Source organism: Streptomyces sp. NPDC050535, from assembly GCF_044457665.1.
Lineage (GTDB): Bacteria > Actinomycetota > Actinomycetes > Streptomycetales > Streptomycetaceae > Streptomyces.
The window spans coordinates 21,853-48,570 of record NZ_JBITHE010000005.1 but is presented as its reverse complement, the minus strand read 5'-3'; the positions used below and the strand labels follow the sequence as shown (position 1 = coordinate 48,570).

Genomic DNA, 26,718 nt, shown 5'->3' with positions numbered 1-26,718 from the left:
ACAACTGGGCGAGCGACGGCCGGAGTCGGGCCCTTAGCGATCTCTTTACCCTGGAGCTCCTGATACGCCTGGGACCTGCTGTTACTGTCATCCCGCTGTGCGTGGGGGCAGCCGGGGGGCTGAACATTTTCGCGACACCGTCGACGCGCGCCTGAACGGCCGTCGCGGTCCCCTCACGCCTTTTCTGTTGAGAAGCCCAGGAGGCGACGATGGCCCGTCGTACCACCGCCCATGCCCTCGTCGCCACGTTGGCAGTCCTCGCCGTGACCGTCGGTCCCGGCCCGCTCGCCGTCACGGCCGACGCGGACAACGGTGTCGCAGACACCGCCCTCGCAGGCACCGCCCTCGCCGCGGAGAAGGTCTTCCAGTCGGACCGCTACATACCGCGCCGGGACCGGATCCACAGCGTCGGCCCCAGCGGCTATCTGCATGCCCAGGAGGGGAGTTCCGGCTACCAGTGGACGTCGTACGCCACCGGTGCGACGACCGAGCTCGGCGCCCTGTCCCGGCTCGAACTCCCCGCATACCTGGGGTCGTCGTCCGACGTCGTGACCGATGTCGTCTCGTCCAGCCAGAAGGTGGTCCTCCGGGACGTCCCCGCGGGTACCACCACGGACGTCGCCCTCACCCACGGCTCGTACACGGCCACCTTCGGCAGCCATGTGCTGACCCAGGCCCGGGACGTCGACGGCAACCGGGTGCTGTGGCTGTACGGCGACGGCGCTCCCGCCGAGGGCACTCTCGTCCAGGGATGGCCGACCGGCATCAAGGTCAACTTCAGTGTGCTGGGCGGAGACAGCGATACCGCCGTCATCAACTACGGTTCGGCGGAAGGCGAGCGGCACCTCGCGCTGGTGGATCTGGCCACCGCGAGCGTCACCGCCGATGTGGTTGTCCCCGCCGCCCCGACCGGCGTCGCGCTGAGCGCGGACCGGCTGGTCTGGTGGTCCGACATCAAGGTGGCACACGTCCTTGACCGCGCCGACCTCTCCGCGGCCGGGACGACGGTGCCGCTGCCCGGCACGGAGGGCAGCCCGTACGTGGGCATCGCCGGGGGCTGGCTGGTAGTCGCCCGTTCCGTGCCGTCGGACCCGAGCAACTGGGCCGACAAGTCCGGCGAGCGCCTCATGGCCGTCCCCCTCGCGGGCGGTGACCCGATCACCTTGCTCCGGCACGCGAACACCTCCCTCGTCCCGGCACCGGACGGCAGTCTGCTGACCGTCGGCGGAACCGACGCCGGGCACTGGGCGGTACGCCGGGTCACCGACACGGGGGCGGACACCCCGACGCTGACGGAGTTGACCGCCGTACCGCCGGTGGCCGCGAGGATCGACCGGCTGTCACTGCAGAACGGCACCCTGGCCACCGACGAGGCCGACAGCAGCTTCATGGGCGCCTATTACACACGGCGGATCGCCGCCGACGGGACGCCGGGCGCGCCGACCTGGCAGACCTGGAACGGCCGCGGGGCGGGCCCCTATGCCACCGGCGACGGACAGGTGGTGACGTTCACCGCCGAGCCCGACCCCGCCGTCGACTCGTACGTTCAGTCCCTCGACAATCAGGCGGGCTTCTTCCTGCCCTCGACCGCCGGAACCGTCCTCGACGTCACCGGCCGCTACGCGATCGTCAACGGCACCTCCCCCACCAAGCAGTACGTCGGTGACCTGGGCGTCTACAGCGATCTGCAGCCCGTTGTCACCCGCTCCGTCACGGCCGCCTCCGTCTGGGGGACCAGCCTGTGGACGCCGGGTTCCGGCACGGGTGTCGTCACGGCCAAGGACCTGAAGACCGGCAGGACCACCGACACCGTCGGCACCGGCGCCCCGTGTGTCCCCAAGGAGCTTCAGGCGGTGGGCCGTTGGATCTACTGGTCGTGCGGCCCGACCGCGACGGCCGGCGTCTGGGACCGTACGGCGAAGAAGAACATCCCCGTCCCGTCCGGCCAGGCCCTGCTCGGTGACGGCTACCTCGTCCGGCACGACACCGCGGCAGGGGCGCTCCTCCTCACCGCCTTCGCCGACGGCACCGCGGCGACCCGCGAGATCGGCGACCTCGCGGCGGGCACCTCCGGTCTGCGCGGGGTGACCTGGACCGTGGACAAGTTCGGCGGGCCCGCGGCCTACGTCGACGCGGACCAGCGGATCCACCTGGTGCCCAGCGAGGTCGCCACCCAACGCCTCGCCGTCACCGAGTCCGAGGTGACCGACAACTCGGGCGATAGCGGCGCGGCCGGCAGCCCGTGGTGGCAGTGGCGCGGACTGCTCTCCAAGCCCGCAGCCTCCTGGACGGCCACAGTGACCAGCAAGGCCACCGGCGGCGTGGTCCGCACGCTCTCCGGCGGAGCGGTGAGCGGCAACCTGACAGCGCGCTGGGACACCCGCGACACCAAGGGCGCGCTCGTCCCCAACGGCACGTACACCTTCAAGCTGACGGCCCCGCCCGCCGACGGTTCAGGACCGGCGCTGACGGTGTCCCAGACGGTTCGGGTGTCCGACGGAGCCGCCGTACGCCACGACTTCACCAACAGCGGCACCTGGGCGCCCGACGGAACCGGCGACGTCCTGACCCTCACCTCGTCCGGCGTCATCAGCTACCGGCCGGGCAACGGTACGGGCGCCTTCGGCACGAGCATGTCGGCCTCGGGCTGGCCCTCCTCCGTGACGCCGGTCCCGTTCGGCGATCTCAACGGCGACCGCCGCAACGACATCCTCGTCCGGTTCAGCAGCGGCGAGTTGCGGGTGTACCGGACCATGCGCGGCCAGTCCTTCATCACGAGCACCCCGCACACCTCGCTCGGCAAGGGCTGGAACCAGTACGACGTGCTGACCTCGCCCGGCGACGTCAGCGGCGACGGCCGCCCCGACCTCATCGCCCGCAACTCCTCCACGGGAGCCGTCTACCTCTACAAGGGCACTTCGTCGGGCAAACTGTCGGCGCGCGTGACGCTCTACTCCAACTGGAAGACGTACAAGAAGATCGTGGGCGTCGGCGACCTCAACGGCGACGGTGTCGGTGACCTGATCGCCCAGGACAAGTCCAACAACCTGTACCGGTACTTCGGCACGGGCAAGGGCACCTTCAAGGCGCGCGTGAAGCTGTTCGCGGCGTGGGGCGGTTCCTACAACACCATCGTCGGCGTCGGCGACATCACCGGCGACGGCAGGGCGGACATCATCTCCCGCGACACCTCCGGCAACCTGTGGCGCAACAACGGCGACGGGAAGGGGTCGTTCGGACCCCGTACGAAGACCGCCTCGGGATGGCAGGCGTACAAGGGCGTCTTCTGACGTCCTGAAGACCTCCGGCGATTCACCGCTCACCTCGTAGGCCCTTCGATGAGCGACATCGGTGAGCGACATCGATGCGAGGTCGTCACCCGGCATCGGCACGACCGCCTACGCGGCTTGGCAGTGCGCTCCTAAACTGGCCTTGATCGAGGGGCTGTTGGGCGGGTGGCCGGGCGAAGGAGCCCCATGACGCCGCTGGCCGGATCGGTCCCTGAAGCAGCCGAAAGGAACCCACGGTGTCCGACGAAGGACGGCTTATCGCCGGCCGATACCGCATTCTCGACCGGCTCGGCCGAGGCGGCATGGCCACCGTGTGGCGCGCGCACGACGATCTCCTCACCCGCCAGGTCGCCGTCAAGAAGCTCCACCCCCAGCCGCATCTCGACGCCGACGAACTCGCCACTCTCTTCGAGCGCACCCGCCGCGAGGCCCGCAGCACCGCCCGGATCAGCCACCCCAATGTCGTTGTCGTCCACGATGTCGTGGAGGACGAGGGCCTGCCCATCATCGTCATGGAGTACGTGCCGTCCACCACCCTCAGTGACCTGATCAAGGCGCACGGCCCGGTCCCGCCCGAAGAGGCCGCCAGGATCGGCCGTGGCGTGCTCGCCGCGTTACAGGCGGCGCATCGGGCGGGGATTCTGCACCGGGACGTGAAGCCGGCGAACGTCCTGCTCGCCGAGGACGGCCGGGTGGTCCTCACCGACTTCGGTATCGCCCAGGCCGCCGAGACCTCGACCCTCACCCGCACCGGCCAGTTGGTGGGTTCGGTCGACTTCATGGCCCCCGAGCGTCTCGTCGGCGCCAAGCCGGGCCCGGAGGCCGACCTGTGGGCACTGGGCGCCACGCTGTTCCAGGCGGTGGACGGGCGCTCACCGTTCCTCCGGGACACGGTCACGGCGACGATGTACGCCATCGCCATGGAGCCCGCTCCCGAGGTCCGGGACGCGGGGCCGCTGACCCCGCTGATCCAGGCCCTGCTCGCCGGCAACCCGGCCGACCGGATATCGGCCGAGGACGCCGAGCACCTCTTGCGGACCTCGGGAGCCGACCCGCAGCGAATACACGGAGTGGGCGACTCCACCACTCGGTCCACCACTTCGCCTGCCACTCCGCCCGCCGCCCGTACGGCGGCCGACGCTCAGGCTGCGGAGGCCAAGCCGGCCCCGGTCACGACCGACCCGCAGGCACCGCGGCCCGCCGGCCGAACGGGCCGTTGGAGCCGTACGAGCCGTTCGAAGAAGCGGGTCGTCCTGGCCACAGCGGTCGCCACGGCGGCACTGATCACGATCGCGTTGCTGGTCGACACGACGACGGAGAAGAACGCCGGCAGCGCCACGGCGTCGGCCGGCCCACTCCCCGCCGGCGACACCACGACGTCGCGGTCCGCGGACAAACCGACAGCCTCTTCCGAATCCTCACCGTCGGGCTCTGCGAGTCCCAGTGTCACGTCACCGCCGACGGACACCCCCTCGCAGGGGTCGACGCCCTTGGCCGGACAAGAGGTTTCGGCCCCGGAACCCGGAGACGAGAGCCCGACCACGGACAGCGGATCCGGCTCATCGGTCGCCCCGGCCGGTCACGCCCTGGTGGTCGACGGCTCGGGGAAGTGCCTGAGCAGCGGCTCCGGGACCGACGGGATACAGCTGGTCCAGGCCACGTGCGACGACTCCGCGGCGCAGCGATGGCTCATCCGCTCGGACGGGAGCATCCGGTCAGCGGGGAAATGCATGACCGTGGCCGGAGGGGCGACCGCCGACCGGACCGAGATCCAACTGACCGGGTGCGGCGGCGACGCCAGCCAGCGATTCCACTTCTCCGGTAAGGAACTGCTGGGCGATCAGTCGCAGAAATGCGTCGGCGTTTTCGGGGGCTCGAGCGGAACGGTGGTGGTCCTGTGGGAGTGCAGCGGCTGGGACAACCAGGCCTGGACGATCCGCTGACCCACATCAAGTCGGTACGCCGTCGCCGTCACTGACGACTCAGGGGCGGCCGGCCCGCGGCTCAGTGGTCGTCGGTGATGGTGGTCGCGATGCCGTTGGTGACCTCGACCTCGGCGGAGAAGCCCTTCTTGGCGGCCTTCTCCAGTTGGGCCTCGGTGCACTCGATGCCACCCTCGCCGCCAGGGCCGGTGTTCACGGCGTCGCAGATGTCGTCGTAGCCCATGATCTTGGTGTCGTCGGCGACGAGGAACTGCTGCTCGGTGCCCTTCATGTCGGTGACGGTGTACTTGCCCGGCGCCAGGTAGGAGACGTTGCCGAACCAGGTTCCGTTGACGCCGTTGCCCTCGTCGATGCCCTCGACGACGGTGTCGCGGGAGTCGGAGCCCTCGTCGGAGCCGGAGTCCTGCTGGGCGGCGCGGCGCTCGGTCACCAGGGTCGCGATGCCGTCCTTCATCTCCACGTCCGCGTTCACGGCACCCTTCTTGAGGGCCGCCTCCAACTGGTCCAGCGTGCACGGCGCGTCCACCTTCGCCCCCGCCTCGCCGCATATCGTGCCGGCGCCGTAGACCTCGGTGTCGTCGGCGACCCAGAACTGCTGGTCCTCCTTGCCCGGTACGGACACGATGTACTTGCCCGAGGCGAGATAGGTGACCTTGCCGTTCTTGAACGAGCCGCTGACGCCCTTCGACTTCTTGGAGCCCGACGCCTTGTCCGCGGCCGCCACCGGGCTTGCCGTGTCCGCGGGGCTCTTGCTGGAGGAGCTGTCGGCGGTGCCGTTCTGGCATGCCGTCATCAACAGTCCGGCGCTGAGCATGGCGGTGGCGACGATGGCCTGGCGCAGGTGGCGGTTCATCACGGGAGATTCCTTCCGGGGGCGGGGTAGCGGAAGCTTCCGGCGTTTCCACCGTTTCCCGCTCTGTGATCACTATGAGTTCTCCCAGACCCCACAGGTCACGCCTGTCCTCGCTTCAGAACAGCGCGGTCACACAGTCGTGACACAGCAACACGCCGACTGTGAAAGCCAGTTGGCCGCCGCCACCTTGCGTCACACGCCCGCGTGCCCGTCCGTCTTCACGCCGCTGGTCACCTCACGTCCGGATCAGGATCACCGACAACGCCCGCCGCCCGATCCGTCCCTCTCGGACTCGCTCGCGCCTAAGAAACCATCTCGTTTGGCGAGTCTGCGGTAGCAGATGAGGGTGCAGGCGATGCTGGTGAAGGCCAGGAAGTGGTCGCCGCCGGCGGAGCAGGTGGGCACGACAGCGGCGCGCCCGGGTTCCGGCCGCGCCGCTGTCGAGCTGTGGTCAGCCCTCGGGGGAGCCCCCGGGTCAGTGGAGCTTGTTGACGGCGGTCTTCGTCGTGGTGCGGAAGGCGGTCAGCGGGGCGTCCTCGAGGTCGCCCATCTGGCCCCAGCGGACGAGAGTGACGGTGCGGCCGTCGCGGCCGACGGAGAACAGGTGGATGTCGGAGATGCCGATCTGCGGGTCGGCGGTGTCCAGGCTGTAGACCCAGGCGCCCTCCTCGACGGCGAGCTTGCCGTGGGAGGCGCTGACGGCCTGCAGGCCCGGGTTCTGCTGCTCCAGCAGGGGGCCGCAGCCGGCGAGGGCCCCGCGGAGGGTGTCGACCAGCTTCACGGCGTCGGCCTCGGTACGGGCGACGGTGGTGACCTGGACGCCGTTGGTGTCGAGCTCGGTGCTGAACTCGCGGTAGCGGGTGTTCTGCGCCGGGATCTTGTACGGGGCGCAGAGGACGCCGCCGTTCTCCGGGACGCCGGTGAAGACCTGGGTGGCGGTCCACGGCGTCGACGACGGCGGCATCTGGGAGGCGGCGAGGAAGGCGGGCTGGGCAGCGGCCTGCGCCGGGGCTGTGGCGAGGGCCGCGAGGCCCAGTGCGGCAGCGGCTGCGGTGGCGAGTGCGGTGCGGAGCTTGTTCATGGTGGTGGATCCCCCGTCGGGTCGTTCGTTCGGTCAGTGCTCAACCAGCGTGGGGCCGGCGCCCGCCGGCTGCAACGATCACGCGCCCACCAGCCGTCCCGGAACCATTCCACCCCCGCTGACGTGCAAGGACGTGAAGAATGGGACGCAGGGTCGAGGGGGATGGAATGCCGAAGGACGCCGCCGTCGAGGAGTTCGCGGGGCTCGTGCGCGCGCTGAAGGCGCGGGACGGGAGGAGTTACGAGGCGCTGGGCCGGCGGCTGAGCGTCAGCGCGTCCACCCTCCACCGCTACTGCTCGGGCGCGACCGTCCCGGAGGAGTTCGCCGTGGTCGACCGCCTCGCCCTGCTGTGCGGGGCGGACGAGGAGGAACGGCGGGCCCTGGAGGCGGCCTGGACGGAGGCGGACCGCGCCCGCCGCCGAGCGGCCTCGCCCGCGCCCACGCCTGTGCCAGCCGTGTCGTCCGCGCCGGAATCGAACCCGGAACCGTCCGCGCCGGAACCGGGCCCCGGCCCCGCCCCGGACCCGACCGCCCCGGACCCGTCCGCGCCGGACCCGACCGCGCCGGACCCGACCGCGCCGGACCCGACCGCGCCGGACCCGACCGCGCCGGACCCGACCGCGCCGGACCCGACCGCGCCGGACCCCGTCGCGGCGCCCCCGCTCCCCTCGTCGCCGCCGCCGTCGCCCTCGTCGTGCTCGCCCTCGCCGCCGCCCTGCTCGGCCACCCCACCCGTACGGCTTCCGCCCCCGCTCCCGCTTCCACCGCTCCGGGGCGGACCGCGGCCCCCCTCCCCTTCACCTGGAGCATCGGTTCCCAGCTCTGGGAGGGCGGCTGCGGGCACACCTACCTCGTGGACCGGGCCCCCCGCGCGGTCGCCCCGCCGCCGGTCGCGGCCGACTCCGGGGCGTGGGCCGGGACGCACGGTGCCGTGCACGGCGGGGAGGCGCTGGTGCGGATCACGGTCCAGGGCCGGTCGCCGTCCGACGCCGTCGTCCTCCATGCCCTGCACGTGCGCGTGGTCGACCGCGCCGCGCCGCTGCCGTGGAACGCGTACCGGATGGACAACGGCTGTGGCGGCGCCGTCACCCCGCGCCACTTCGCCGTGGACCTCGACCGGCCGCGCCCGCTCGCGAGGCCCGTCGACGGCCTTGACGCCTCCGGCGCAAAGGTCCGGAAGATCCCGGCCGTCTCCTTCCCGTACAAGGTCACCTCCTCCGACCCCGAGGAGCTGCTGGTCTCCGCGCGGACGGCGGGCTGCGACTGCCGCTGGTACCTGGAGCTGGAGTGGAGCGCCGGGGGCCGTACGGGGACGGTGCGGATCACGGACGGCGGGAAGCCGTTCCGCACGAGCGGGACCAGGGGGAGGCCGGCGTACGTGCACGACTCCGCCGAAGGGCGCTGGATCACAGACTCGGACTCTGGACAGACCGGGTGACCGATGAGTAACTTCGAACGGGAAGGCCGTTGCCAAGGGCACCGACCTGGAGAACTACGCAAGCACCGACGCGCTGTCGAAGTCCCGTTCGGATCTGGCCCACATGAAGGAACAGCGCACCGTGATCCGGGGCGAGCTCGGACACGACGCGAAGGTGACCTCGCTCGACGCGGTCGCGAAGCTGCCGACCGCGACGATCGAGGACTGCGTCGACCTGTCGAAGTGGCAGACCATCGACACCCGCACTAACAAGGTCCTTCCCCTCCCGACGAACCAGCCGCGCCGCTACGTCGCGACGGCGTCGGCGGAGAAGTGGCCGAACGGCTTGATGGTGACCGACTACGAGACCATCTCATTTGGCGAGTCTGCGGTAGCAGATGAGGGTGCAGGCGATGCTGGTGAAGGCCAGGAAGTGGTCGGCTTTGCGCTCGTGGCGGCGGTGGAGGCGGCGGCAGCCGGTGAGCCATGCCATCGTGCGTTCCACGGTCCAGCGGTGGCGGCCCAGGCGTTGTGAGGACTCAACTCCCTTGCGGGCGATGCGGTGGGTAATGCCTCGCCCGCGTAACCATCGTCGCAGGTGAGCGTAGTCGTAGCCCTTGTCGGCGTGGAGCTTGCCCGGCTTGCGCCGCCGCCGACCACGGCGCGAACGGATCGGCGGGATGCCCTTCACGAGAGAGATCAGGGCCTGGCTGTCATGCAGGTTGGCCCCGGAGATTCCGACGGAGATGGGCAGACCGGAGCGTTCCGTGATCAGGTGGATCTTCGAGCCGTACTTGCCCCGGTCGACAGGATTCGGACCTGTCAGGTCCCCCTTTTCAGGGCCCGCATGTTCACCGAGTCGATCGCGCACCGCGACCAGTCCAGCTCGCCACGCGCCCCGAGTTCGTCGAGGACCAGGCGGTGGAGCTTGGCCCACACCCTGGCCTTCGACCACTCCGAGAACCGCCGGTGGGCCGTCGCTCCGGACGGGCCGAACGACGCGGAAGGCAACTGCTGCCAGGTACAGCCCGACGTGGCCACGAACACGATCGCGGCCAGCACCTCCCGGTCACCGTGCCGCCGCCGGCCACCACCTTGCGGCCGCGACGGCGCCTCCGGCACCACCCGCTGGAACAACTCCCACAACTCGGTCCGGCACCAGCCGCTCAACGATCCCCACCATGACCCACAGGATACCGGTGTAGCCAAATGAGATGGTCTCTAAGGACCTGGACCAGAGCCCGGCGGATCAATCCTCCGCCTGCGCGCCCGGTCCTCCGTCCGCCGACCGGACTCGGTCAGACGGAGCTGCGCGGCACCGTCACCACGTGCTTGCCCACGACGCCGCCGCGCTCGAACGCCTCGTGCGCCGCGGCGATGTCCGCGAGCGGGTACACGCTGTCGATCACCGGCCGCAGCGAGCCCGAAGTGACGAGGTCGGCCACGTCGCGCAGCACGGAGGTCTCGGGGTTGGCGCTGAAGGTGCGGATGCGGCGGGATCCGTGCACGCTCGACGCGGCGATCGCGGCCAGGGCCGACGGGGACAGCCCGACGGTGACCATCCGGCCGCCCTTGGCCAACCGGCTCCGGTAGCAGTGCAGTTCCGTGCCGACGGTGTCGAGGATGACGTCGAACGGTCCGATCCGGTCCGAGGTGGTGGTGCGGTAGTCCAGGATCTCGTCGGCGCCGAGGTCGGTCAGGAGCTCGGCGTGCCGGTCGCGGGCCAGCGCGGTCACATGGCCGCCCATGGCGTGCGCGAGTTGGACGGCGGCCGTGCCGACTCCGCCGGCCGCGCCCCGCACGAGGACCCGTTCCCCGTCCGCGAGGTGCACGCTGTCGCGCAGCGCGATCAGTGCCGTAGCGCCCGCGACCACCAGGGAGGCCGCCTCGACCGACGAGAGGTCCGCCGGGGCGTGCGCGACACGGCTCGCGGAGACCACGACGTACTCGGCCGCCCCGGCGACGGAGTGCCGCTGCCGGGGATGCACCATGCCCCACACCCGGTCCCCGACCCGGTAGTTCTCGACACCGGCCCCGGTCGCGGCGACGGTGCCCGCGAAGTCCAGTCCCGCACCGATCGGGAAGCGGCGCCCCGAGACCATCTTCACCTGGCCCGAGCGGACGATCACATCGTGTCCGTTCACACTGGTCGCCTCGACCGACACCAGTACCTCACCCGCACGGGGAGCGGGACGGTCCACGTCATTGATCCGCAGTACGTCCGCCGTACCGAAACTCATGATCTGAACGGCCTTCATGTCGCTGTCCTTCCGTGACCGGCTGTGGCGTGTCCGATGCTGGACCCCGCACGCGACATCACGGTCGTTCTCCTTTTCCTGGGTCCGGCAGACCCACCCTCGCGGTCCGCGCCGGCGGCATACTGGCGCCGTGACCGACACCTCCCACGCCATGAGTGACGATCCCCGACGCGAACTCGCCGAGTTCCTGCGCACCCGCCGAACCCGGCTGCGCCCGCAGGACGTCGGCCTGGAGCCCGGCCCGCGGCGGCGCGTCGCCGGGCTGCGGCGCGAGGAACTGGCACTACTGGCCGGGGTGAGTTCGGACTACTACCAGCGCATGGAGCAGGGACGCGACGTACGGCCCTCCGAACAGGTTCTCGACGCCGTCGCCCGCGCCCTCAACTTCTCCGCCGAGGAGACCCGCCACCTGCACAGCCTCGCCGTCGCCGCACGTACCCCGGCCCACCTGCCGCGTTCGTACGAGCCGGAGGAGGTACCGGACACCACGCTACGACTGCTGCGCACGATGCCCTCCCCCGCCCTGGTCGTCGGCCGTTTCCTGGACGTGCTGGCCTGGAACCCGCTCGGCGGTGCCCTGTTGGGGGAGTTCACCCGGCAGCCGCAGAGGGAGCGGAACCTGCTGGCGCTGTTCCTGAGCCCCGAGGCCGACCGGGCGTGCCCGAACAGGGCGGCCACCGTCGCGGAGCTGATCGGGATGCTGCGGACGCAGGTCGCCGCCGATCCCCGCCATCCGCGCGCGGTCGAGCTGGTGGGTGGACTCGCGGTCCGCAGCGACGAGTTCGCGGCGCTGTGGGCCCTCCACGACGTCGAGGAACCGACCCGCGGCCAGCTGCGCCTCGACCACCCCCGAGTCGGCGAACTGAACCTGGACTGGGACGCCTACCCGATACCGGGTAATCCCGGCCCCGCGCTCATGGTCTGCACCGCCGCCGAGGGCACCCCCGACGCCGAGAAACTCCACCTGCTCGCCGACCTGCTGAGCGCCCCTTGACCCAGACCGGCCGCCCCATCCGCCGGCCTGCACAACAAACAAACCCCAGGCCACTGACCTGGGGTTCCAACTGGAGCGGGTGACGAGAATCGAACTCGCACTCTCAGCTTGGGAAGCGACGGCGCTTGACTGGCCCCTCTCGCTCTGACCTGCGGAGACGCACTGTGCCGAAGTGGCTGTTTCGGTCGGCTCGCACCCCTGTTGCCCGAGGTCGACCGCCCTCACGGGCACGCCGAGGGCACGGAGTCGCAGAGCGGGCGAGGCGCAGGTCCCCGGTGTCGCTTCCATGTGCTGGATGCCTGGATTCCTGTGCCGGCTGAATGGTGCCGTCACGAGTGCACGTGGACGCGATTTCTCGGAGTTCGTCGTCGGCCGCGAGTCGGACCCTGTGCTTTGCAGGGGACGAGAAGGACCTCGGAGGGCTGGCCGGCCGAGATCCCTCCTCGGTGGGGGGCGGACTCTGTCGCCTGCCGAACTGTGGTGAGGCGAGGTCCCTCAGCCATGGCGGGGCCACAGGGCGTTGTGCCTGCGGCCCCGCTCGGGCGTTGGGGTCAGGACGGGTCGCCGTACTGGAGGCCGCGTCCGTTGGTGCCGACGTAGACGCGCCCGAAGGTGTCGGGGTCACCGGTGATGACGCCGACACCGCCGATGCTGCCCCACTGGTGGGCATCGTCGTTGACGCGGAGCCAGGTGGCGCCCTTGTCGGTGGAGCGGAAGACGCCGGTGACGTCCTTGACGGTACCGATCAGGTACAGGGCCTGGTAGGAGGCGCCCGGCGCGGCCTTGCCGAAGCCGAGGGCGGAGGCGGACTTCACCGTGTTGAGCGCGGTGAAGGTCCGGCCGCCGTCGGTGGAGTGCAGCAACCCCTCGCCGCCGCCGGAGATCCACAGGTCCCCGGCGATGCCGGGGACGGCCGTGAGCTCGCCGGCGGGCAGGCTGGCGGCGCGGGCGGTGAAGGTCGCGCCGCCGTCGGTGCTGGCGTAGAGCGTGCCATCGGCCAGTGAGTAGAAGGTCCTGGCCGAGGAGCGGTCGGCGACGACCACGGCGCCGGTGCCCAGGCCGCTGACCCTCGACCAGCTCGCCCCCTTGTCGGTCGAGCGGTACGGGGCCTGGTCGGCCTGGGTCCAGACGATGGCGGAGCCGTCCGCCGCGAGCGCGACCTGGCCGCTGGCCGCGCTGCCCACCGGCTCCGACTTGAAGCCGTTCCAGCTGCTGCCGCCGTCGGTGGAGTAGGCGCCGTCCTGCGTGCCGCCACGGCCGACGCGGACCATCAGCGAGGGGTTGGACTGGGCGAAGTCGATGTCGGTGCTGGTGATCATCATCGGGTTGTCCAGCCGCCCGGCGGGCACCTTCGTCAGGGAGTCGTGGCGGAAACCGCCCAGGTCACCCATGGCGGAGAGGACGGTGGCGCCGCCGGGCGGGGCGACCGCGTCCATCAGCGAGGTCTCCTCAAGCCCTTGGGCCCCCACGGTCCAGTGGCTGGTGCCGCCGCTGTCGGTGGCGTCGGCATCCTCACTGCGCCAGATCCCGCCGCCGGTGCCGTACAGCATGTGCCCGGAGTTGAAGGGGTCGATGGCCATGGCGGTCATCCAGTGCCCGATGCCGGTACCGACGTAAGGAGCATCGGAGGCGTCCCGCTCCGACTTCGCGGCCTGTGCCTTCCAGGTCGTGCCACCGTCGGTGCTCCGGTACAGCTCGTCCTGGGGCCACCACCGGTGGAGGGTGGCGACCATCACCGTGGACGGCTTCTGCGGGTCGACGGCCAGACCGGAGAACCCGTAGTTGCCCTGGGACGGGGAGACGTTCTTCCACACCCCGTCGGCCGGCGTGTACTTCCACACCGAACCCGCCGTCGCGTCACCGATGGAGTTGGCGTACGTCAGGTACAGCGAACCGTCACCGGAGACCACGCCGTGCTGCGGCATCTCGCCGGTGGGCTGCCCGGAGACGGCCTGCCAGGTGCTGCCGCCGTCGGTGGAGCGGTACAGGGAGGTGGACTTGTCGGCGACGCCGACATAGACGGTCTTGCTGTCGGCCGGGCCGTACGTCACGAAGGCGATGCCCGCGCCGCTGCTCGCCCCGTCCTTGACGGGGAACGAGGAGACCTGACTCCATGTCACGCCGTGGTCGGTGCTGCGCCACAGGCCGTTCTTGCGGGTGCCCAGCAGCAGGGTGCCGTTGTCCGCGGGGTCGACCACCAGCCGCTCGCCCGCCCCGCGGCCGTGTTCGTTGGCGCCCAGCTTGAAAGGCAGAGCGGTGCGCTTGAAGGTGCGGCCCCGGTCCGTGGAGCGCAGCAACTCGGCGTTGCCCGCCCAGCCGTTGGTGTAGGTGCCCGCCGCGGCGTAGAACCGGCTGGGGTCGACGGGGTCGGTGGCCAGCGAATCGATGCCCAGCAGGTTCCAGTCCTTCTCGTCGACCCAGTCGGTGAGCGGGATCCACTGCTCGGCCGCGGTGTCCCAGCGGTAGGCGCCGCCCATGTCGGTACGCGCGTACAGCAGACCCTTCTCGTGCGGGTTGAACACCAGCCCGGTGACGTAACCGCCGCCCACTATCTGGGCGTTGTTCCACACGTACGGTCCGGCCGCGGCCGTGGTCTGTGCCTTGTCGGCGCCGGAGGTCTGGCTCGCGGCGGATTTCACCAGCTTCCACTGCTGGTTGGTGCTGCCCCGGTCGGAATACTGCATGACCGTCGCGCCCTGGGCGGAGGAGCCTCCGGAGACGTCCAGCACCAGACCGCTCCCGCGGGAGGTGAAGGTGACGGCGTCGGAACCGCTCACATCGTCGATCCGCCACTCCTGGGACTTGGCGGAGCTGTCGGTCTGCTGCTCGGCGGCGGCCGACTGGGCGGTCGAATCGCCGGCTATGCCCAGCACCTTGCCGCTGTTGCGGTTCACCAGTTCGTAGTAGCCGTCCCCGGTGGGCTTCAGCTTCCACTGCTGGTTGGCGGTGTTCTGGTCGGTCCACTGCTGGATACGGGTGCCGTCGGCGGTGGAGAAGCTGTTGACGTCCAGCACCTTGCCGCTGCGCACGGAAACAAGCCGGTAGTAGGCGTCACCGTCGACCGTCGCGGCCTGCGAGTCCTCCTGCGTGAACAGGAGATACGGCACGACGAGGGCAGGCGCGCCGAGCAGCAGACCGGTCGCGGTCCAGCGCCTGCGGTGACGCCCGCGGCGCCCGCCGGTCGTGGGGTTCTTCATGGGGAGGTGCTCTCCTTGCATGCCGTTCACCAGACAAAGGCGGATCCAGGCTCCGAAGGCCGGATCCGACTCCTTGTGGTCACAGGCCCCGCAAAGGGTTGCCTCGAGCCGGAAGTATTTTTCGGGTCAACTGGTCGTGCGGTAGGCGTAGACCAACGTCCGGGTGACGCTGGCGCCCCTGGTGTCGACCGCGTCTCGGGGTTGGGCGGCAGCTTTCACCGTGATCCTCCGCTCGATCGCCGGGTCGTCGACCCCGACAACCTGGGTGTCCTGCTCGTCGCCCAGGCGGCGGCAACCTGGCAAGCCATCCTATGACTGAGGTAGGAGCTGAGTGACCGCGTCGTCACAGGTTCACGTCGATTTCACTGTAACCGCAGGTAAGAGCTCTTCGCGACTGCCGTTTCTGTGCGAAGCATAGACAACGCTTTCGGTGCCCCCTATACATACATCCCATGTTCCAGCTGCTGTCGTCGTGGGCCGGACATCTCCTTGACGCATCAAGACGGGGGCCCGTATGTCCTTGAGTGATCAACACGGCTTCACGAGCCGAGGGCAACGGGCGCGATGACCGAGTTGATGACCGCGAAAGGCGTCGACGGCCAGGGCGACGCTGGTCCAGTGGTGTCGGCTGGTCCGGCTGGTGCCCTGGCCCTTGTCCAGACCGATCGCCTGTTGCGCGGCTTGGAGGTCTTCTTCGTTCTCCCAGCGCAGGCACACCACGCCCACCGATCCCGCCAGGCTCACCGGCGTCGGGCTCCAGCAGCGGTGGTAGGAGACCGCCAGGGTGTAGCGGTGACGGCGGGCCAGGAGCACCGAGACCTCGCCGTCGGCCTGTCCGTCGCCGGTCTCGTCCGCGATCAGAACGCCGTCGCCGTCGAGGTGGGCCACGGCCCGGGCGGCAGCCGTGTCCAGGACCAAGCGGTCGTCCCAGCTCGCGCGGGGGGAGCGGGCGGTGCGGGCCGGTGTGGCCGATGGCCTCGGTCAGGGTTCGGCATGTGACGTCCTCCAGCGCCGGCAGCAGTCCCTCAGCCGGCTGCCAGAAGGTGAAGTGGGTCTCGCGGCGGGGAAAGGCGCAGGCCACAGCACCCATCAGGTACTCGTACCAGTGACCAGCGCAGATCCCCGTCCCGATCACGAACTGCAAGCGCCGGGTCCTCATCGACCGCCAACCGCAAGTCGAGCTCTCGAGTGCCCGTTGTCCAGGCGGACACACCGCGGTCCCGTGGTGGGCCAACGTACGGGAGCCGCTGTCGCCAGTCCTTGAGCACGAACGCTGCTTGACGGCACACCGAGACGGGTCTGAGCGAGAGCCGGTCTTCGAGCGCGTTCGCCACCCCAGCAGTGACGGCCAAAAACAGGCCGTGGGCGGCGGATGTGAGCGTTCACATTGTTTCGATCCGCACACCGAGGAGCAATCATGCACCAGCACAGCCCGCCGCCACGTCGGAGACGTTTCGCACAGTTGTTTGCGGTCCTCGGGGCGTTGCTTGCCGGGGTCCTGGCGGTGCCGCCATCGGCGTCCGCCGCGCCGGTATCGGCGTCCGCCACGACGGCGTCCGCCACGACGGTGACCGACATCAACGGGTTCACCGCGGGCAACGGCGCGCTCAGCTCGGTCGACCTGGCCGGAACCTGGGGCTTCACGCCGAAGGGACGCGCGGCGACGTCGATCAACGTGCCCGGCGGCGGCTGGTACAAGCAGGGCTTCACCGACGTGAACGAGGCGACCTACTCGCGCACCGTGACCGTGCCGAACACGGGTCAGCCGCAGTCGGTGTGGATCGAGTTCGGCGCGGTGAACCACGAGGCGACGCTGTCGGTGGACGGACAGGTGGTCGGCACCCAGACCACCTCCTTCACGCCGTCGAACTTCGACATATCCGCCTTCGCCGCCCCCGGCACCACCCACACGATCACCGTGAACGTCAAGGGCCGCTACGGCCTGAAGAACGCGAGTGGGAACCAGACCCTGGTTCCCGACGCCGCCAACTGGTCCGAGGCGATCCCCCAGGGCATCTACCGCTCGGCGTTCATGCGCGTCTACCCGGCGGTGCACGTCAGCGACGCGTTCGTCCGCACCTCCGTGGCCAACCAGACCCTCACCTACGACGTGTCCGTGACGAACACCTCCGGCAGCTCGCGCTCGGTGACGCTGACCGGCTCGCTCGCCTCGGACGGCGGTGGGTCGTTCACCTACCCGTCGCTGCCCAGCCGCACGGTCACCGTGGCCGCCCACTCGACCGCCAAGGTGACGGTCGGTCCGGTGGCGTGGAACCTCGGCTCCTCCTCGTACTGGTGGCCGAACGTGCCCTACCGCGCCGGGTACCGCGCCCAGCTGCACCAGCTGTCGGTGCACGCGTCCACCGACGACGGCCGTACCAGCGACGCCACCTACCGGTTCGGGTTCCGGGACACCACCCAGAACGGCGAGTACTACTACGTCAACGGCGTCCGCATGAACTTCCGCGGTGACAGCCTCCAGGGCGCGAACTACGACCGGATCGACAACGGCGGCAAGGGTGACGCCTTTGACACGCTGCCCGGCTTCCTCCCGCCGTCCGCGGGCAACGGCGGCTGGCCGCAGGCGGTCGACAACTACCAGCGGCTCAACTACAACGTGGTCCGCATCCATCAGGAGCCGGGCAGCCCGTACATGCTCGACGTGGCCGACGAGATGGGCCTGATGATCATCGACGAGACCGCCATCCGCGGTACCTGCAGTTGCCAGGACTTCGTCGCCGGGCACGACAACATGGTCAGCCACGCCAAGGCGCTGACCCTGCGCGACCGCAACCACCCCTCGATCATCCGCTGGAGCCAGAGCAACGAGAACGACATCAGCAGTTTCGACTCCGAGTCCTTCGAGCAGGACCTGTACGCGGCGATGAACGGCAACGACGGCACCCGGCCGGTCAGCGTCGACACCGCCTGGAACACCAACCCGTACCCCAACATGCTGAACGGCAACTTCGCCGTCTTCTCCCACTACATCGACGGCATCGGCAAGTACGGCGAGGCGCGCGCCGACCTGGCCGGCCGGCCCGACGGCGAGGGCGAGTACGTCTGGAACAAGGCCAACACCAAGCAGGGCTTCGAGTGGTTCGCCACCACGACGATCGCCAAGCGCGCCAAGGACGCCAGCGACCTGCGCCCCTACACCCTGCTGTCCGGCTGGGCCGGCTTCGTACCCGGCGTGAAGAGCACCGACTTCATCCTCGAAGAGGGCGGTAACCCCGTCTACGGTGAGGACAACCTGTCCGCCCCGTGGAGCAACCCGCAGATCCAGCGGATCCAGGCCGCGTTCAACCCGATCGCCGCTGTCGACCTGCCCTACTGGTCGGCCTCCGGCGAGTCGGACGAGAACGGCACCTTCCCGCTCCCGGAGAAGGTGGACTCGTACGCCCACAACAGCACCGTCACCCGGAACATCACCGTCTTCAACGACGACTTGAGCGGTACTTCCGTCGGTTTCAACTGGACGGCGCGACTCGACCGGCCCGACGGCGCGGTCATCGCGTCCGGAAGCGAACCCCTCACCATCCCGCTCGGCTCCCGGGTCACCCGGCCGGTCTCGTTCACCGCGCCGGCCAGCGGGTCCCGGGTGTACCTGGTGCTGTCGACCACGAAGTCGGGCACCACCACGTTCACCGACTCGGTCGAGTACCTCAACCTGGGCACCAGCGCGGCGGCCAATGTGGACGACGCCGCCACCGCGGTTACCTACAACGGCAGTTGGGGCCACGCGAGCGACGAGTCCGGCACGTACGCCGGTACGAACTCCTACAGTGACACCGCGGGCGACGCGGCGACGCTGAGCTTCACCGGTACCGGCGTCACCCTGCGCGCCGTAACGGCGCCGAGCCACGGCATCGTGGGTGTCTCCATCGACGGCGGGACCGAGGCGCTGGTCGACCTGTACTCGGCGTCGCGCGCCGGCGACGTCTCGGTGTGGACCAGCCCCCGGCTGACCTCCGGCACGCACACGATCAAGGTGCGCGTCACCGGCACCAAGCGGGCCGCCGCGACGAACGACTATGGCACCATCGACCGTTTTGTGATCGCCAACGAACCGGTGGCGGGCACGGACTACCGCATCGTCAACCGCAACAGCGGCAAGGCGCTCGCCGTGGCCGGTGATTCGTCCGCGGACCGCGCGTTGATCGTCCAGAAGGCGGATGGCGGCGCCTGGACCATCAACACCGCCCCCGGCGGCGCGTACACACTGAGCTACGTCAGTAGCGGCAAGGCGCTCGACGTCGACGGCTACTCCTCGACCGTCGGGCTCCAGCTTCAGCAATGGACGTCCACCGGCGGCACCAACCAGCGGTGGTACCTACGACCCACCGGCGACGGGTACTTCACCATCGTCAGCCACGACAGCGGGCTGGCGGCGGACGTGTACGGCTGGGACACCGGCGACAACGCCAAGGTCGTGCAGTGGACCGCCGCTGGCGGCGCCAACCAGCAATGGCAGCTGGTGCCGGCGTGATCCGTTCCCAACCCTCACCCGCATCCTGACGGCTGAGGACTGAGGACCCCCAGGCCGCTGACGACTGGTCAGTGGCCTGGGGTGGGTGCGGCCGCGAGCTGTGCGGTGTCCTGCTCCGGCTCGGTCAAGGGCCTCTGACGAGACAGGAGATGGCCGCCGTGCTCGGCATGGAGGTGGTTCTGGCACGGGTGGAGGCTCTGCGGTCGAAGGCGAAACGCCCGGTCGCGCGCGGCTGGCCGAGTCGGCGCCGGGCCGGTTCACGCTCGCGCATGGTGTGCCCGGGCGATCTATCAGCACTCCGACGACGAGCGACAGCAGAAGGTTGCTGCCTGGCTCGACGTGACCGTCCGCAAGGCACGCCTGTGGCCATCGGTCCGGCGTGTGGCGACAGCAAGGAAGCATCTCCTGGACCACCAGTCCGCCGTTGTGCGCGGTCGGCGGCGGAGCGTGCGCCGCGTAGGAAATCCGGTTCTGGGCGAGTGGCGCGGTGAGGGCCCGGGAAGACGTGCGCGCCGTGAAGTCCGGCACCGCGGAGAGTCGGCGCACAAGCAGGGTCGGTCTGCCGGAAGCCGCGCTTCCGGCAGACCGCCTCACTGAACGACGGTTCGACAGGCGTGTCAGCGTGTGACGTCGAACGTGGCGGCGCGGGGCACGAACGTCGTGTCCCCGTCCTTGGTCGTCGCCAGTACCGAGACGTACCAGGTGCCCTTGGCCAGGTCGGCCGCCTCCTGTTTCGTGACCTTCTCCCCGTAGGTGCAGCGGGCGGTCTCGTCCGAGGTGCTCCGGCACTTGGCGCTCTCATCCGCCGAGCGAAGCTCCGCCGCGGTCGGGTCGAGCTTCGAACTCGCGGGCCAGGCAAGGACCTTGAGGCTCCGGATGCCTGAGTCGTCGCTCACGTCCACGGTGTAGGTGAGCGAGCCCGCGCTGCCGTCGGACGGAGCCGTGTAGCGAGCCGATCCGTGCTCCAGGGTCGGCTCCGTGGGGCCCGCGGCCAGGGCGAGACCGCCGGCGGCCACTCCGCCGAGGACGACGGCGCCGATGAGCGACGAGAAGAGAATGCGCTTGGACATGGTGATCCCCTTGAACTGGGTGGAGAGTTGGGTTGGATACGCGGAAGAGCGTGGAAGAACCGCTGGTAGAGCCGGTCTTGGAAGTGGTCGTAGAAGCGGTGGCCGACCGCGTTCTCGATGTGATCGAGCCTATGGCCGGGGGCATGGCGCCGTCCTCGCGCTGCGGGACGATTGGTGCGTCGAACCACAGGTAGAGACTCTGCAACCCAGGTAAGAGAACGGAATCCGCCTCCAGCCGGAGTCTGGCCGCTCACCTGCGGCCATAGCCTTGATCCGCCATGAATCGAACCGACGACCGGCTGTTCCCGGTCCTGCTGATCTGCGCCCAGGCCGTGGTGTGGCCCGGGGCGCCGCTGGTGCGCGGGGCCGTCCCGCCCGCGTCCGCCCTTCTCGTGGCGGCCCTGGTCGCCGGAGTGGTGACGGCCGCGCTCGCCCTGCGCCGTACCCGCCCGGTGGCCACCCTCGTCGTGGTCGCCGCCGCCTGCGCGCTGGGTGCCGGGCCGCTGCCGGCCGGGGCGATGGCGGTGCTCGGGACCGCGGGTGCCGCGCTGGCCCTGTTCACCGTGGCGACCGAACGCGACTCCTTCACCGCCGTGCTGTGTGTGGTGGCGCTCGCCGCCTGGCAGTTCCTCCAGGGCATCAGCCTGCACGGGCTCAGCGACCGCGACGGGCTCGACCTCGTCCTGACCGCTCTGCTGTACGCCGCCGCGTGCGGCGCCGGCCTGCTCGTACGGCGGACCCGTCGCGCACGACGAGCGGCCGAACAACTGCTGAAGCGGGCCGAGTCCGAGCGCCACCGGCTCCCGGCGGTCGAACGGCGCCGTATGGAAAGGGAGTTGCACGACATCAGCGCCCACCATCTGACGGCCGTGGTGGTCACGGCGGGAGCGGCCCTCGGGTTGCGCGACCGCCGACCCGAACTGGCCGAGGAGGCACTGGAGTTCGCGGGCGAGACCGGCCGCGAGGTCACCCGCGCGCTTGGCGCGGTACGAGCGCCGGCGCCCTCCCGCGGGGATGTGCCGTCACCTGAGGAACGGCTGCTGGGCCTGGCCGCCGGGTTCCGGCGCCTGGACCAGCGGGTGGACTGCGAGATCGACCCCCTGCCGGACGGCGCCGTCGCGGAGGCGGCGTACGGCATCGTGCGCGAGGCGCTGACCAACGTGGCACGGTATGCCCCCGGCGCGCATACGAGGGTGCTGTGCCGGTACGGGGACACCCGCACCGACGTCGTGGTCACGAGCACGCCCCCGTCGGCCGGTGCGGTGGCGCACGGTGCGGGACTCGGCGGTGGCCGCGGGCAGGGCTTCCTGCGCTCCCGGGCACGGGAGGCGGGCGGCACGGTGCACAGCGGCCCGACGGCGGAGGGCGGTTGGGAGGTACGGGCGGTACTGCCGGGCCGGACGGCCACGACGGTGGAACCGTCGGCGCCGAGGACCTACCGCGTGGCACAGGTGGTGGCGGCGACGGGCCTGGTCCTGCAGCCGCTGCTGCCCGTGCTGGTCATCCGGGCCGAGGACGCGTCGAGCGCGGCGCGGGTATCCGCGGGTGTCTTCTTCGCCCTGCTGGCGGCGGGCCAGGCGGTGGCCCTGCTGTGGCTGCGGAGGGCCCCGCGGACGGCGTACGGGATGCTGCTGGGGCTGGCGCTGTTGTGGCCGGTGGCGATGGCGGTGGGGAACTACAGCGGCCCCGTCCTCCTCCCGCCCGCGCTGAGCCTGTTGGCCACGTGCGCGGCGCTCGCGATGGAACCGACCCGAACCGCAACGCCTCGAAAGGGGCGCGGAGTTGTGTCGAAAGGCGGCTCCGCGGCGAGGGGGATCCCTCATGAGCGGGGCAGCGACCAGCCCCCACCGGCCCCGGCCCGCGGCCACGTCACGACCGTTCTCCGCACGGTCTTCACGGTGCTGGTGCACGCCGTGGCCGCCACCACCGCGGTTCTGGACCGAGGTACGGCCGCTCCCATCTGGGCGGTCGTCGCGGGAGCTACGGTCGGCGCAACCCTCGCAGGCACCGCGGCTCACCTGGCCGGAGGCCTCCGCACCCGGCGCCGACAAGCCGACCGCCGCGCCCACGACGAACGCCTCGCCGCCTGGACCGAGGAGGCCGTCCGCGCCGCCTGGACCGAGCGCCGCCGCATAGCCGCCGGTCTCGAAACCACGGTATTGGCCCGCACCGCCGACATGGTCACCGAGGCGGAGGCGGGCCGACTCGACGCGACAGCGACCCGCGCCCGCGAGGCTCTGGCCGCGATGCGCACCCTGCTCGACACCGTCCGGGAGGGCGAGACAGGGGCCGAACTACGGCCGCAGCCCACCCTCCAGGCGCTCGACCTGCTCGCCCACCAGCTCCGGGCCACCGGCCGGGACATCGAGATACGGCTGACCGACCGTGTACCGGAACGGCTGCCCACCGCCGTCGACCTGGCCGCCTACCGCGCCGCCGAGACGGTGCTCGCGGCCGGCGGCGAGGAGCCCGCGATGCTCGAACTCGACGTGGACAACGGTACGTTGACGCTCACGGCCACTGGTGTGCCCCGCGCCGCCGACTCCGCCGTACGGGAGCGGCTGACCACGCGGGTCGCGGCGCTCGGCGGCACTCTGACCACCGGCCCGCAGGGGACGGTCCGTCTCCGGCTGCCACTCGCCGTCACGCAGGACGACCCGGACAACGAGGAGAGACACCGATGAGCCTCAACGTGCTGGTCGTCGACGACCAGGGCATCGTACGGGCGGGGTTCGCCGCCGTGATCGACGCCGAGGAGGACATGACGGTCGTCGGCGAGGCCGCCGACGGCGCCGCCGCGGTGCGGCTGGCCGAAGAGCTGGCTCCCGACGTCGTCGTCATGGACGTACGCATGCCCGAACTGGACGGCATCGCTGCCACCCGCATCATCACCGGACGGGAGAACGCGCCCCGCGTCCTCGTCCTGACCACCTTCGACCTCGACGCGTACGTCTTCGACGCGCTGCGCGCCGGCGCCTCGGGCTTCCTCCTCAAGGACGTACTCCCCTCCCAACTACTGCAGGGCATCCGGGAGGTGGCGGCCGGCGAGAGCGTACTCGCCCCGTCCGCGACCCGCCGCCTCATCGGCCACTACGCGTCCGGACCACCAGCCGCGGTCCCGGTCGGGAGCTCCCCCGAACTGGACAGCCTGACCGGCAGCCAGCGGGGCGTCCTCACCCTGGTCGCGGCCGGACTCACCAACACGGAGATCGCCGAGCAACTCGGCATCACCGTAGGCACCGTGAAGTCCCACGTGAACGCGCTGCTCCGCAAGCTCGGCCTGCGCGACCGCGTACAGGCGACGATCCTCGCGTACGACCTCGGCCTCGCCCGCCCGAACCCGCCCGGCACCCACCTCTGACCACCCAGACGCAACCAAGGGGTCCCTCCTGATGACCGGTACCGGTACTGATTCCGGCCGATCTGTCCCACGCCGACTGCACGACCACATCGGCGTCGTCGGCCTCGCCTACCTCGGCGTCTGTGCCGTCCTGCTCGCGTGGGCACTGTGGTGACCATCGGCGACAGCTCGGACGAGTCCATGGCCGGCGTCATCCCGCTCCTCGCCACCGCCCCCGCCAGCCTCGTGCTCCTCGTGTTGCCGGACAACAACGTCATGGCCATCATCGCCGTCGCTCTCGGGGCAGCGGTCAACGCCGCGATCATCGGCTGGTGCACCCGCGCACTGCGCCGCGGCGGTCGCCCGGACTAGTCAGCGCACGCGGAGGGCGCGCTGCCCTCGAACCGGACTGGACAACAAACAAACCCCAGGCCACTGACCTGGGGTTCCAACTGGAGCGGGTGACGAGAATCGAACTCGCACTCTCAGCTTGGGAAGCTGATGTTCTACCACTAAACTACACCCGCGAAAGACGCCGGTTGAGCCGGTGTCGAATGCCCGCTCACTCTACCTCATGCCCGACCCCCCGGCGTTGAAGCCGCGGGGTCAGGGTGCGTTTGGGGGGAGGGGACGCGGCTGCGGGGGGCCGGAGTTGGGGCGTACCGTGGGGACGGGAAAGAGGGGCCGTGTGTGACCGGAGTGCCTCCTCGATGGTCATCCTGTTCGTCCCGTAATGTGGAGGTTCGTCGTCAGTCAGACGCGGCTCTTGGGGAAGGGACTCTGAGGACTTGATGGAGCGCACCGTCGTCCGTTGTGCCGAGGGGCACGTGTTCAGCACCGCTTCGTTCCCGATGCAGCAGGCCGAGAGGCTCGGCCCTGGCCGGCTGATCCGGTGTCCGCGATGTGCGCGGCTAAGGAACGTCGTACCGGTCACGCTCGAGAAGCGGTAGCCGGCAGTAGTGGAGAGCAACCAGTAGTTGTCGGCGGCAGCCAGTGGCAGGCATGTGGCATTCAGTGGCAGCCGGCGGTCGGCCGTGGGTGAGGCGTGGGGGACTGTGCGCGATTGCGGACAGCCCCCCGCGTATCCTCGGGGCGTGCTTCTCTCAGACAAGGACATCCGGGCCGAGATCGATGCCGGACGGGTGCGGATCGATCCGTACGACGAATCCATGGTGCAGCCGTCGAGTGTCGACGTGCGGCTCGACCGCTACTTCCGGGTGTTCGAGAACCACCGCTACCCACATATTGATCCGTCCGTCGAGCAGGCGGATCTGACTCGCCTCGTCGAGCCCGACGGGGACGAGCCGTTCATCCTGCACCCCGGGGAGTTCGTCCTCGCCAGTACGTACGAGGTCATCTCACTGCCCGACGATCTCGCTTCGCGGCTTGAGGGGAAGAGTTCGCTCGGGCGCCTTGGCCTCGTCACCCACTCCACCGCCGGATTCATCGACCCCGGTTTCTCGGGGCACGTCACCCTCGAACTGTCGAATCTCGCGACGCTCCCCATCAAGCTCTGGCCGGGTATGAAGATCGGGCAGCTGTGCCTGTTCCGGCTCAGCTCGCCGGCCGAGTTCCCGTACGGCAGCGACCGGTACGGGTCCCGCTACCAGGGGCAGCGCGGCCCGACGGCGTCCCGCTCCTTCCTCAACTTCCACCGGACCCAGGTGTGAGCGGGGACGGCGCGGGCGACGTGCGCGAGAACCTCACCTACGAGGGGTTCGGCGTCGCGGTCCGCGAACTCGCCCAGACGATCGCCGACGACGGGTACGAGCCCGACATCGTGCTCTCCATCGCCCGCGGAGGCGTCTTCGTCGCCGGCGGCCTCGCCTACGCCCTCGACTGCAAGAACATCCACCTCGTGAACGTCGAGTTCTACACGGGCGTGGGCACCACCCTGGACATGCCCGTCATGCTCGCGCCCGTCCCCAACACCATCGACTTCTCCGACAAGAAGGTCCTGATCACCGACGACGTCGCCGACACCGGCAAGACGCTCAAACTGGTCCGCGACTTCTGCGTCGACGCCGTCGCCGAGGTCCGCAGCGCCGTGATCTACGAGAAGCCCCAGTCACTCGTGAAGTGCGAGTACGTGTGGAAGCGGACCGATGAGTGGATCAACTTTCCGTGGAGTGTGTTGCCTCCAGTACATAAGTCGGGGGAAGCGGCCAAGCCAAACACGGAAGCTCTCTGACCTGTGGCTTAGCTCGGACACGCAGCGATCACGCGGGATCGAAGTAGATGATCTCCGTGGGTCGACCGACCATCGCCGGATTCGCCCATTCACTTGAATGTCCTGGGACCTGCCAAACCATGTAGGGGGTCCCAGCGAAGATTGCCTGAACAACCCGGCCAGATGGGTAGCGCCGTGGCGACGGAGCGGGCCGTCCTGCCTTCGGCCTGGTGCGCGACGGGGCAGTCGCCTGACGGCGACGCCCAACGGTGGCTTCGTACTCGACACCGTCGTGTATGTACGTCACGGAATAGATCCGCTTGTCAGACGGCGGTACCTCGCACCGTGCGGCCTTCGCGAGGATGGCGTACTGCGCCTCGATCTCGATCTCGGAGCTGGGCTCCGGAAGGAAGAACTCCATACTGCAGTTATAGGCCTAAGCCTCACTGTCTGCCGCTGATCGGCGAGGTTGAGGTCAGTTGCCGAAGAAGTGCAGGGCCGGATCTCTGACCTGCGGCCGAGTAATCGTTCAAGGCTGCGACTGCGGCTTAGCTGTCGGTGGTTGTCAGCGTTGGTCGTCGTTGAGCAGCCTTTGACGGCCCCAGGGCTGCCCGGA

The 26,718-nt window shown here is 70.0% G+C and carries 18 protein-coding genes, 1 tRNA gene and 4 pseudogenes; 12 read left to right on the top strand and 11 right to left on the bottom strand.

Going from position 1 to position 26,718, the window contains the following annotated elements; all coding sequences use genetic code 11:
* The first annotated feature begins 209 nt into the window (after positions 1–209).
* Positions 210–3,290 carry an FG-GAP-like repeat-containing protein gene (locus tag ACIBLC_RS13305; protein ID WP_399210999.1) on the top strand — a complete coding sequence of 1,027 codons (3,081 nt, stop codon included), beginning with the start codon at positions 210–212 and terminating at the stop codon, positions 3,288–3,290.
* A 236-nt stretch (positions 3,291–3,526) separates the two neighbouring features.
* Positions 3,527–5,233, top strand: a complete 1,707-nt coding sequence (locus ACIBLC_RS13300) for a serine/threonine protein kinase (RefSeq protein ID WP_399210998.1) — start codon at positions 3,527–3,529, stop codon at positions 5,231–5,233.
* 61 nt (positions 5,234–5,294) lie between these two features.
* Here the strand turns inward: ACIBLC_RS13300 and ACIBLC_RS13295 are convergent, their stop codons facing one another.
* Both ACIBLC_RS13295 and ACIBLC_RS13290 read right to left on the bottom strand, forming a co-directional pair.
* Entirely contained in the window at positions 5,295–6,086 is a 792-nt protein-coding gene (locus ACIBLC_RS13295; protein WP_399210997.1) for a hypothetical protein, read from the bottom strand.
* A gap of 475 nt (positions 6,087–6,561) precedes the next feature.
* Positions 6,562–7,167, bottom strand: coding sequence for a hypothetical protein (locus tag ACIBLC_RS13290; protein WP_056789649.1), 606 nt, complete (start codon positions 7,165–7,167; stop codon positions 6,562–6,564).
* A gap of 140 nt (positions 7,168–7,307) precedes the next feature.
* Here ACIBLC_RS13290 and ACIBLC_RS13285 point away from each other — a divergent pair.
* Positions 7,308–7,490 (top strand): annotated as a pseudogene (locus tag ACIBLC_RS13285) (helix-turn-helix domain-containing protein); the annotation flags it as partial.
* On the opposite strand, the gene ACIBLC_RS13280 reads toward ACIBLC_RS13285, so the two are convergent.
* Positions 7,457–7,894: a hypothetical protein gene (locus ACIBLC_RS13280; protein WP_399210996.1), complete on the bottom strand. Its 438-nt coding sequence runs from the start codon at positions 7,892–7,894 to the stop codon at positions 7,457–7,459. The pseudogene ACIBLC_RS13285 and the gene ACIBLC_RS13280 sit on opposite strands and share 34 nt — an antisense overlap.
* Here ACIBLC_RS13280 and ACIBLC_RS13275 point away from each other — a divergent pair.
* Complete coding sequence (locus ACIBLC_RS13275; protein ID WP_399210994.1) at positions 7,862–8,605, top strand: hypothetical protein; 744 nt, start codon at positions 7,862–7,864, stop codon at positions 8,603–8,605. The two genes, ACIBLC_RS13280 and ACIBLC_RS13275, sit on opposite strands and share 33 nt — an antisense overlap.
* A gap of 54 nt (positions 8,606–8,659) precedes the next feature.
* Here ACIBLC_RS13275 and ACIBLC_RS13270 read toward each other — a convergent pair whose 3' ends face one another.
* The 3 genes and pseudogenes from ACIBLC_RS13270 to ACIBLC_RS13260 all read right to left on the bottom strand — a co-directional run bounded on the left by ACIBLC_RS13270 (position 8,660) and on the right by ACIBLC_RS13260 (position 10,842).
* A complete protein-coding gene (locus ACIBLC_RS13270) occupies positions 8,660–8,851 on the bottom strand; it encodes a hypothetical protein (RefSeq protein WP_399210993.1) in 192 nt (63 codons plus the stop codon).
* A 106-nt stretch (positions 8,852–8,957) separates the two neighbouring features.
* Positions 8,958–9,767 (bottom strand): annotated as a pseudogene (locus tag ACIBLC_RS13265) (IS5 family transposase).
* A gap of 115 nt (positions 9,768–9,882) precedes the next feature.
* Positions 9,883–10,842, bottom strand: coding sequence for an NADP-dependent oxidoreductase (locus ACIBLC_RS13260; protein ID WP_399210992.1), 960 nt, complete (start codon positions 10,840–10,842; stop codon positions 9,883–9,885).
* A gap of 151 nt (positions 10,843–10,993) precedes the next feature.
* Between ACIBLC_RS13260 and ACIBLC_RS13255 the strand changes: the two genes are divergently transcribed.
* Positions 10,994–11,836 carry a helix-turn-helix transcriptional regulator gene (locus ACIBLC_RS13255; protein WP_399211409.1) on the top strand — a complete coding sequence of 281 codons (843 nt, stop codon included), beginning with the start codon at positions 10,994–10,996 and terminating at the stop codon, positions 11,834–11,836.
* A 551-nt stretch (positions 11,837–12,387) separates the two neighbouring features.
* On the opposite strand, the gene ACIBLC_RS13250 is transcribed toward ACIBLC_RS13255, so the two are convergent.
* From ACIBLC_RS13250 to ACIBLC_RS13240, 3 genes are all read right to left on the bottom strand, one after another.
* Complete coding sequence (locus ACIBLC_RS13250) at positions 12,388–15,033, bottom strand: RICIN domain-containing protein (RefSeq protein WP_399210990.1); 2,646 nt, start codon at positions 15,031–15,033, stop codon at positions 12,388–12,390.
* Positions 15,034–15,159: 126 nt separating this feature from the next.
* Positions 15,160–15,336: a hypothetical protein gene (locus tag ACIBLC_RS13245; protein WP_399210989.1), complete on the bottom strand. Its 177-nt coding sequence runs from the start codon at positions 15,334–15,336 to the stop codon at positions 15,160–15,162.
* A 225-nt stretch (positions 15,337–15,561) separates the two neighbouring features.
* Positions 15,562–15,951: a hypothetical protein gene (locus ACIBLC_RS13240; protein WP_399210988.1), complete on the bottom strand. Its 390-nt coding sequence runs from the start codon at positions 15,949–15,951 to the stop codon at positions 15,562–15,564.
* A gap of 499 nt (positions 15,952–16,450) precedes the next feature.
* Between ACIBLC_RS13240 and ACIBLC_RS13235 the strand changes: the two genes are divergently transcribed.
* Positions 16,451–19,522: an RICIN domain-containing protein gene (locus tag ACIBLC_RS13235; protein WP_399210987.1), complete on the top strand. Its 3,072-nt coding sequence runs from the start codon at positions 16,451–16,453 to the stop codon at positions 19,520–19,522.
* A 116-nt stretch (positions 19,523–19,638) separates the two neighbouring features.
* Positions 19,639–19,865 (top strand): annotated as a pseudogene (locus ACIBLC_RS13230) (hypothetical protein); the annotation flags it as partial.
* A 274-nt stretch (positions 19,866–20,139) separates the two neighbouring features.
* Here ACIBLC_RS13230 and ACIBLC_RS13225 read toward each other — a convergent pair.
* Positions 20,140–20,592, bottom strand: coding sequence for a DUF5707 domain-containing protein (locus ACIBLC_RS13225; RefSeq protein ID WP_399210985.1), 453 nt, complete (start codon positions 20,590–20,592; stop codon positions 20,140–20,142).
* A 278-nt stretch (positions 20,593–20,870) separates the two neighbouring features.
* On the opposite strand from ACIBLC_RS13225, the gene ACIBLC_RS13220 reads away from it, so the two are divergent.
* The 3 genes and pseudogenes from ACIBLC_RS13220 to ACIBLC_RS13210 all read left to right on the top strand — a co-directional run bounded on the left by ACIBLC_RS13220 (position 20,871) and on the right by ACIBLC_RS13210 (position 24,304).
* The gene (locus ACIBLC_RS13220) at positions 20,871–23,276 is read left to right on the top strand and encodes a histidine kinase (protein WP_399210983.1); all 2,406 of its coding nucleotides are present in this window, start codon (positions 20,871–20,873) and stop codon (positions 23,274–23,276) included.
* The gene (locus ACIBLC_RS13215) at positions 23,273–23,953 is read left to right on the top strand and encodes a response regulator transcription factor (protein WP_046703344.1); all 681 of its coding nucleotides are present in this window, start codon (positions 23,273–23,275) and stop codon (positions 23,951–23,953) included. Before ACIBLC_RS13220 ends, ACIBLC_RS13215 begins: the two co-directional genes overlap by 4 nt.
* 31 nt (positions 23,954–23,984) lie before the next feature.
* Positions 23,985–24,304, top strand: a pseudogene (locus tag ACIBLC_RS13210) (SCO4225 family membrane protein).
* 81 nt (positions 24,305–24,385) lie between these two features.
* Here the strand turns inward: ACIBLC_RS13210 and ACIBLC_RS13205 are convergent.
* A tRNA-Gly gene (locus ACIBLC_RS13205) sits at positions 24,386–24,459 on the bottom strand.
* Between the two features lie 567 nt (positions 24,460–25,026).
* Here ACIBLC_RS13205 and dcd point away from each other — a divergent pair.
* Entirely contained in the window at positions 25,027–25,602 is a 576-nt protein-coding gene (dcd, locus tag ACIBLC_RS13200; RefSeq protein ID WP_399210982.1) for a dCTP deaminase, read from the top strand.
* Entirely contained in the window at positions 25,599–26,123 is a 525-nt protein-coding gene (locus tag ACIBLC_RS13195) for a phosphoribosyltransferase (protein ID WP_399210981.1), read from the top strand. Before dcd ends, ACIBLC_RS13195 begins: the two co-directional genes overlap by 4 nt.
* Positions 26,124–26,718 lie beyond the last annotated feature (595 nt).

Coding starts and splice junctions, on each gene's coding strand:
- ACIBLC_RS13255 (WP_399211409.1), top strand. CDS start 10,994: ATGAGTGACGATCCCCGACGCGAACTCGCCGAGTTCCTGCGCACCCGC.
- ACIBLC_RS13220 (WP_399210983.1), top strand. CDS start 20,871: ATGAATCGAACCGACGACCGGCTGTTCCCGGTCCTGCTGATCTGCGCC.
- ACIBLC_RS13295 (WP_399210997.1), bottom strand. CDS start 6,086: ATGAACCGCCACCTGCGCCAGGCCATCGTCGCCACCGCCATGCTCAGC.
- ACIBLC_RS13260 (WP_399210992.1), bottom strand. CDS start 10,842: ATGAAGGCCGTTCAGATCATGAGTTTCGGTACGGCGGACGTACTGCGG.
- ACIBLC_RS13225 (WP_399210985.1), bottom strand. CDS start 20,592: ATGTCCAAGCGCATTCTCTTCTCGTCGCTCATCGGCGCCGTCGTCCTC.
- ACIBLC_RS13215 (WP_046703344.1), top strand. CDS start 23,273: ATGAGCCTCAACGTGCTGGTCGTCGACGACCAGGGCATCGTACGGGCG.
- ACIBLC_RS13290 (WP_056789649.1), bottom strand. CDS start 7,167: ATGAACAAGCTCCGCACCGCACTCGCCACCGCAGCCGCTGCCGCACTG.
- ACIBLC_RS13305 (WP_399210999.1), top strand. CDS start 210: ATGGCCCGTCGTACCACCGCCCATGCCCTCGTCGCCACGTTGGCAGTC.
- ACIBLC_RS13235 (WP_399210987.1), top strand. CDS start 16,451: ATGCACCAGCACAGCCCGCCGCCACGTCGGAGACGTTTCGCACAGTTG.
- ACIBLC_RS13250 (WP_399210990.1), bottom strand. CDS start 15,033: ATGAAGAACCCCACGACCGGCGGGCGCCGCGGGCGTCACCGCAGGCGC.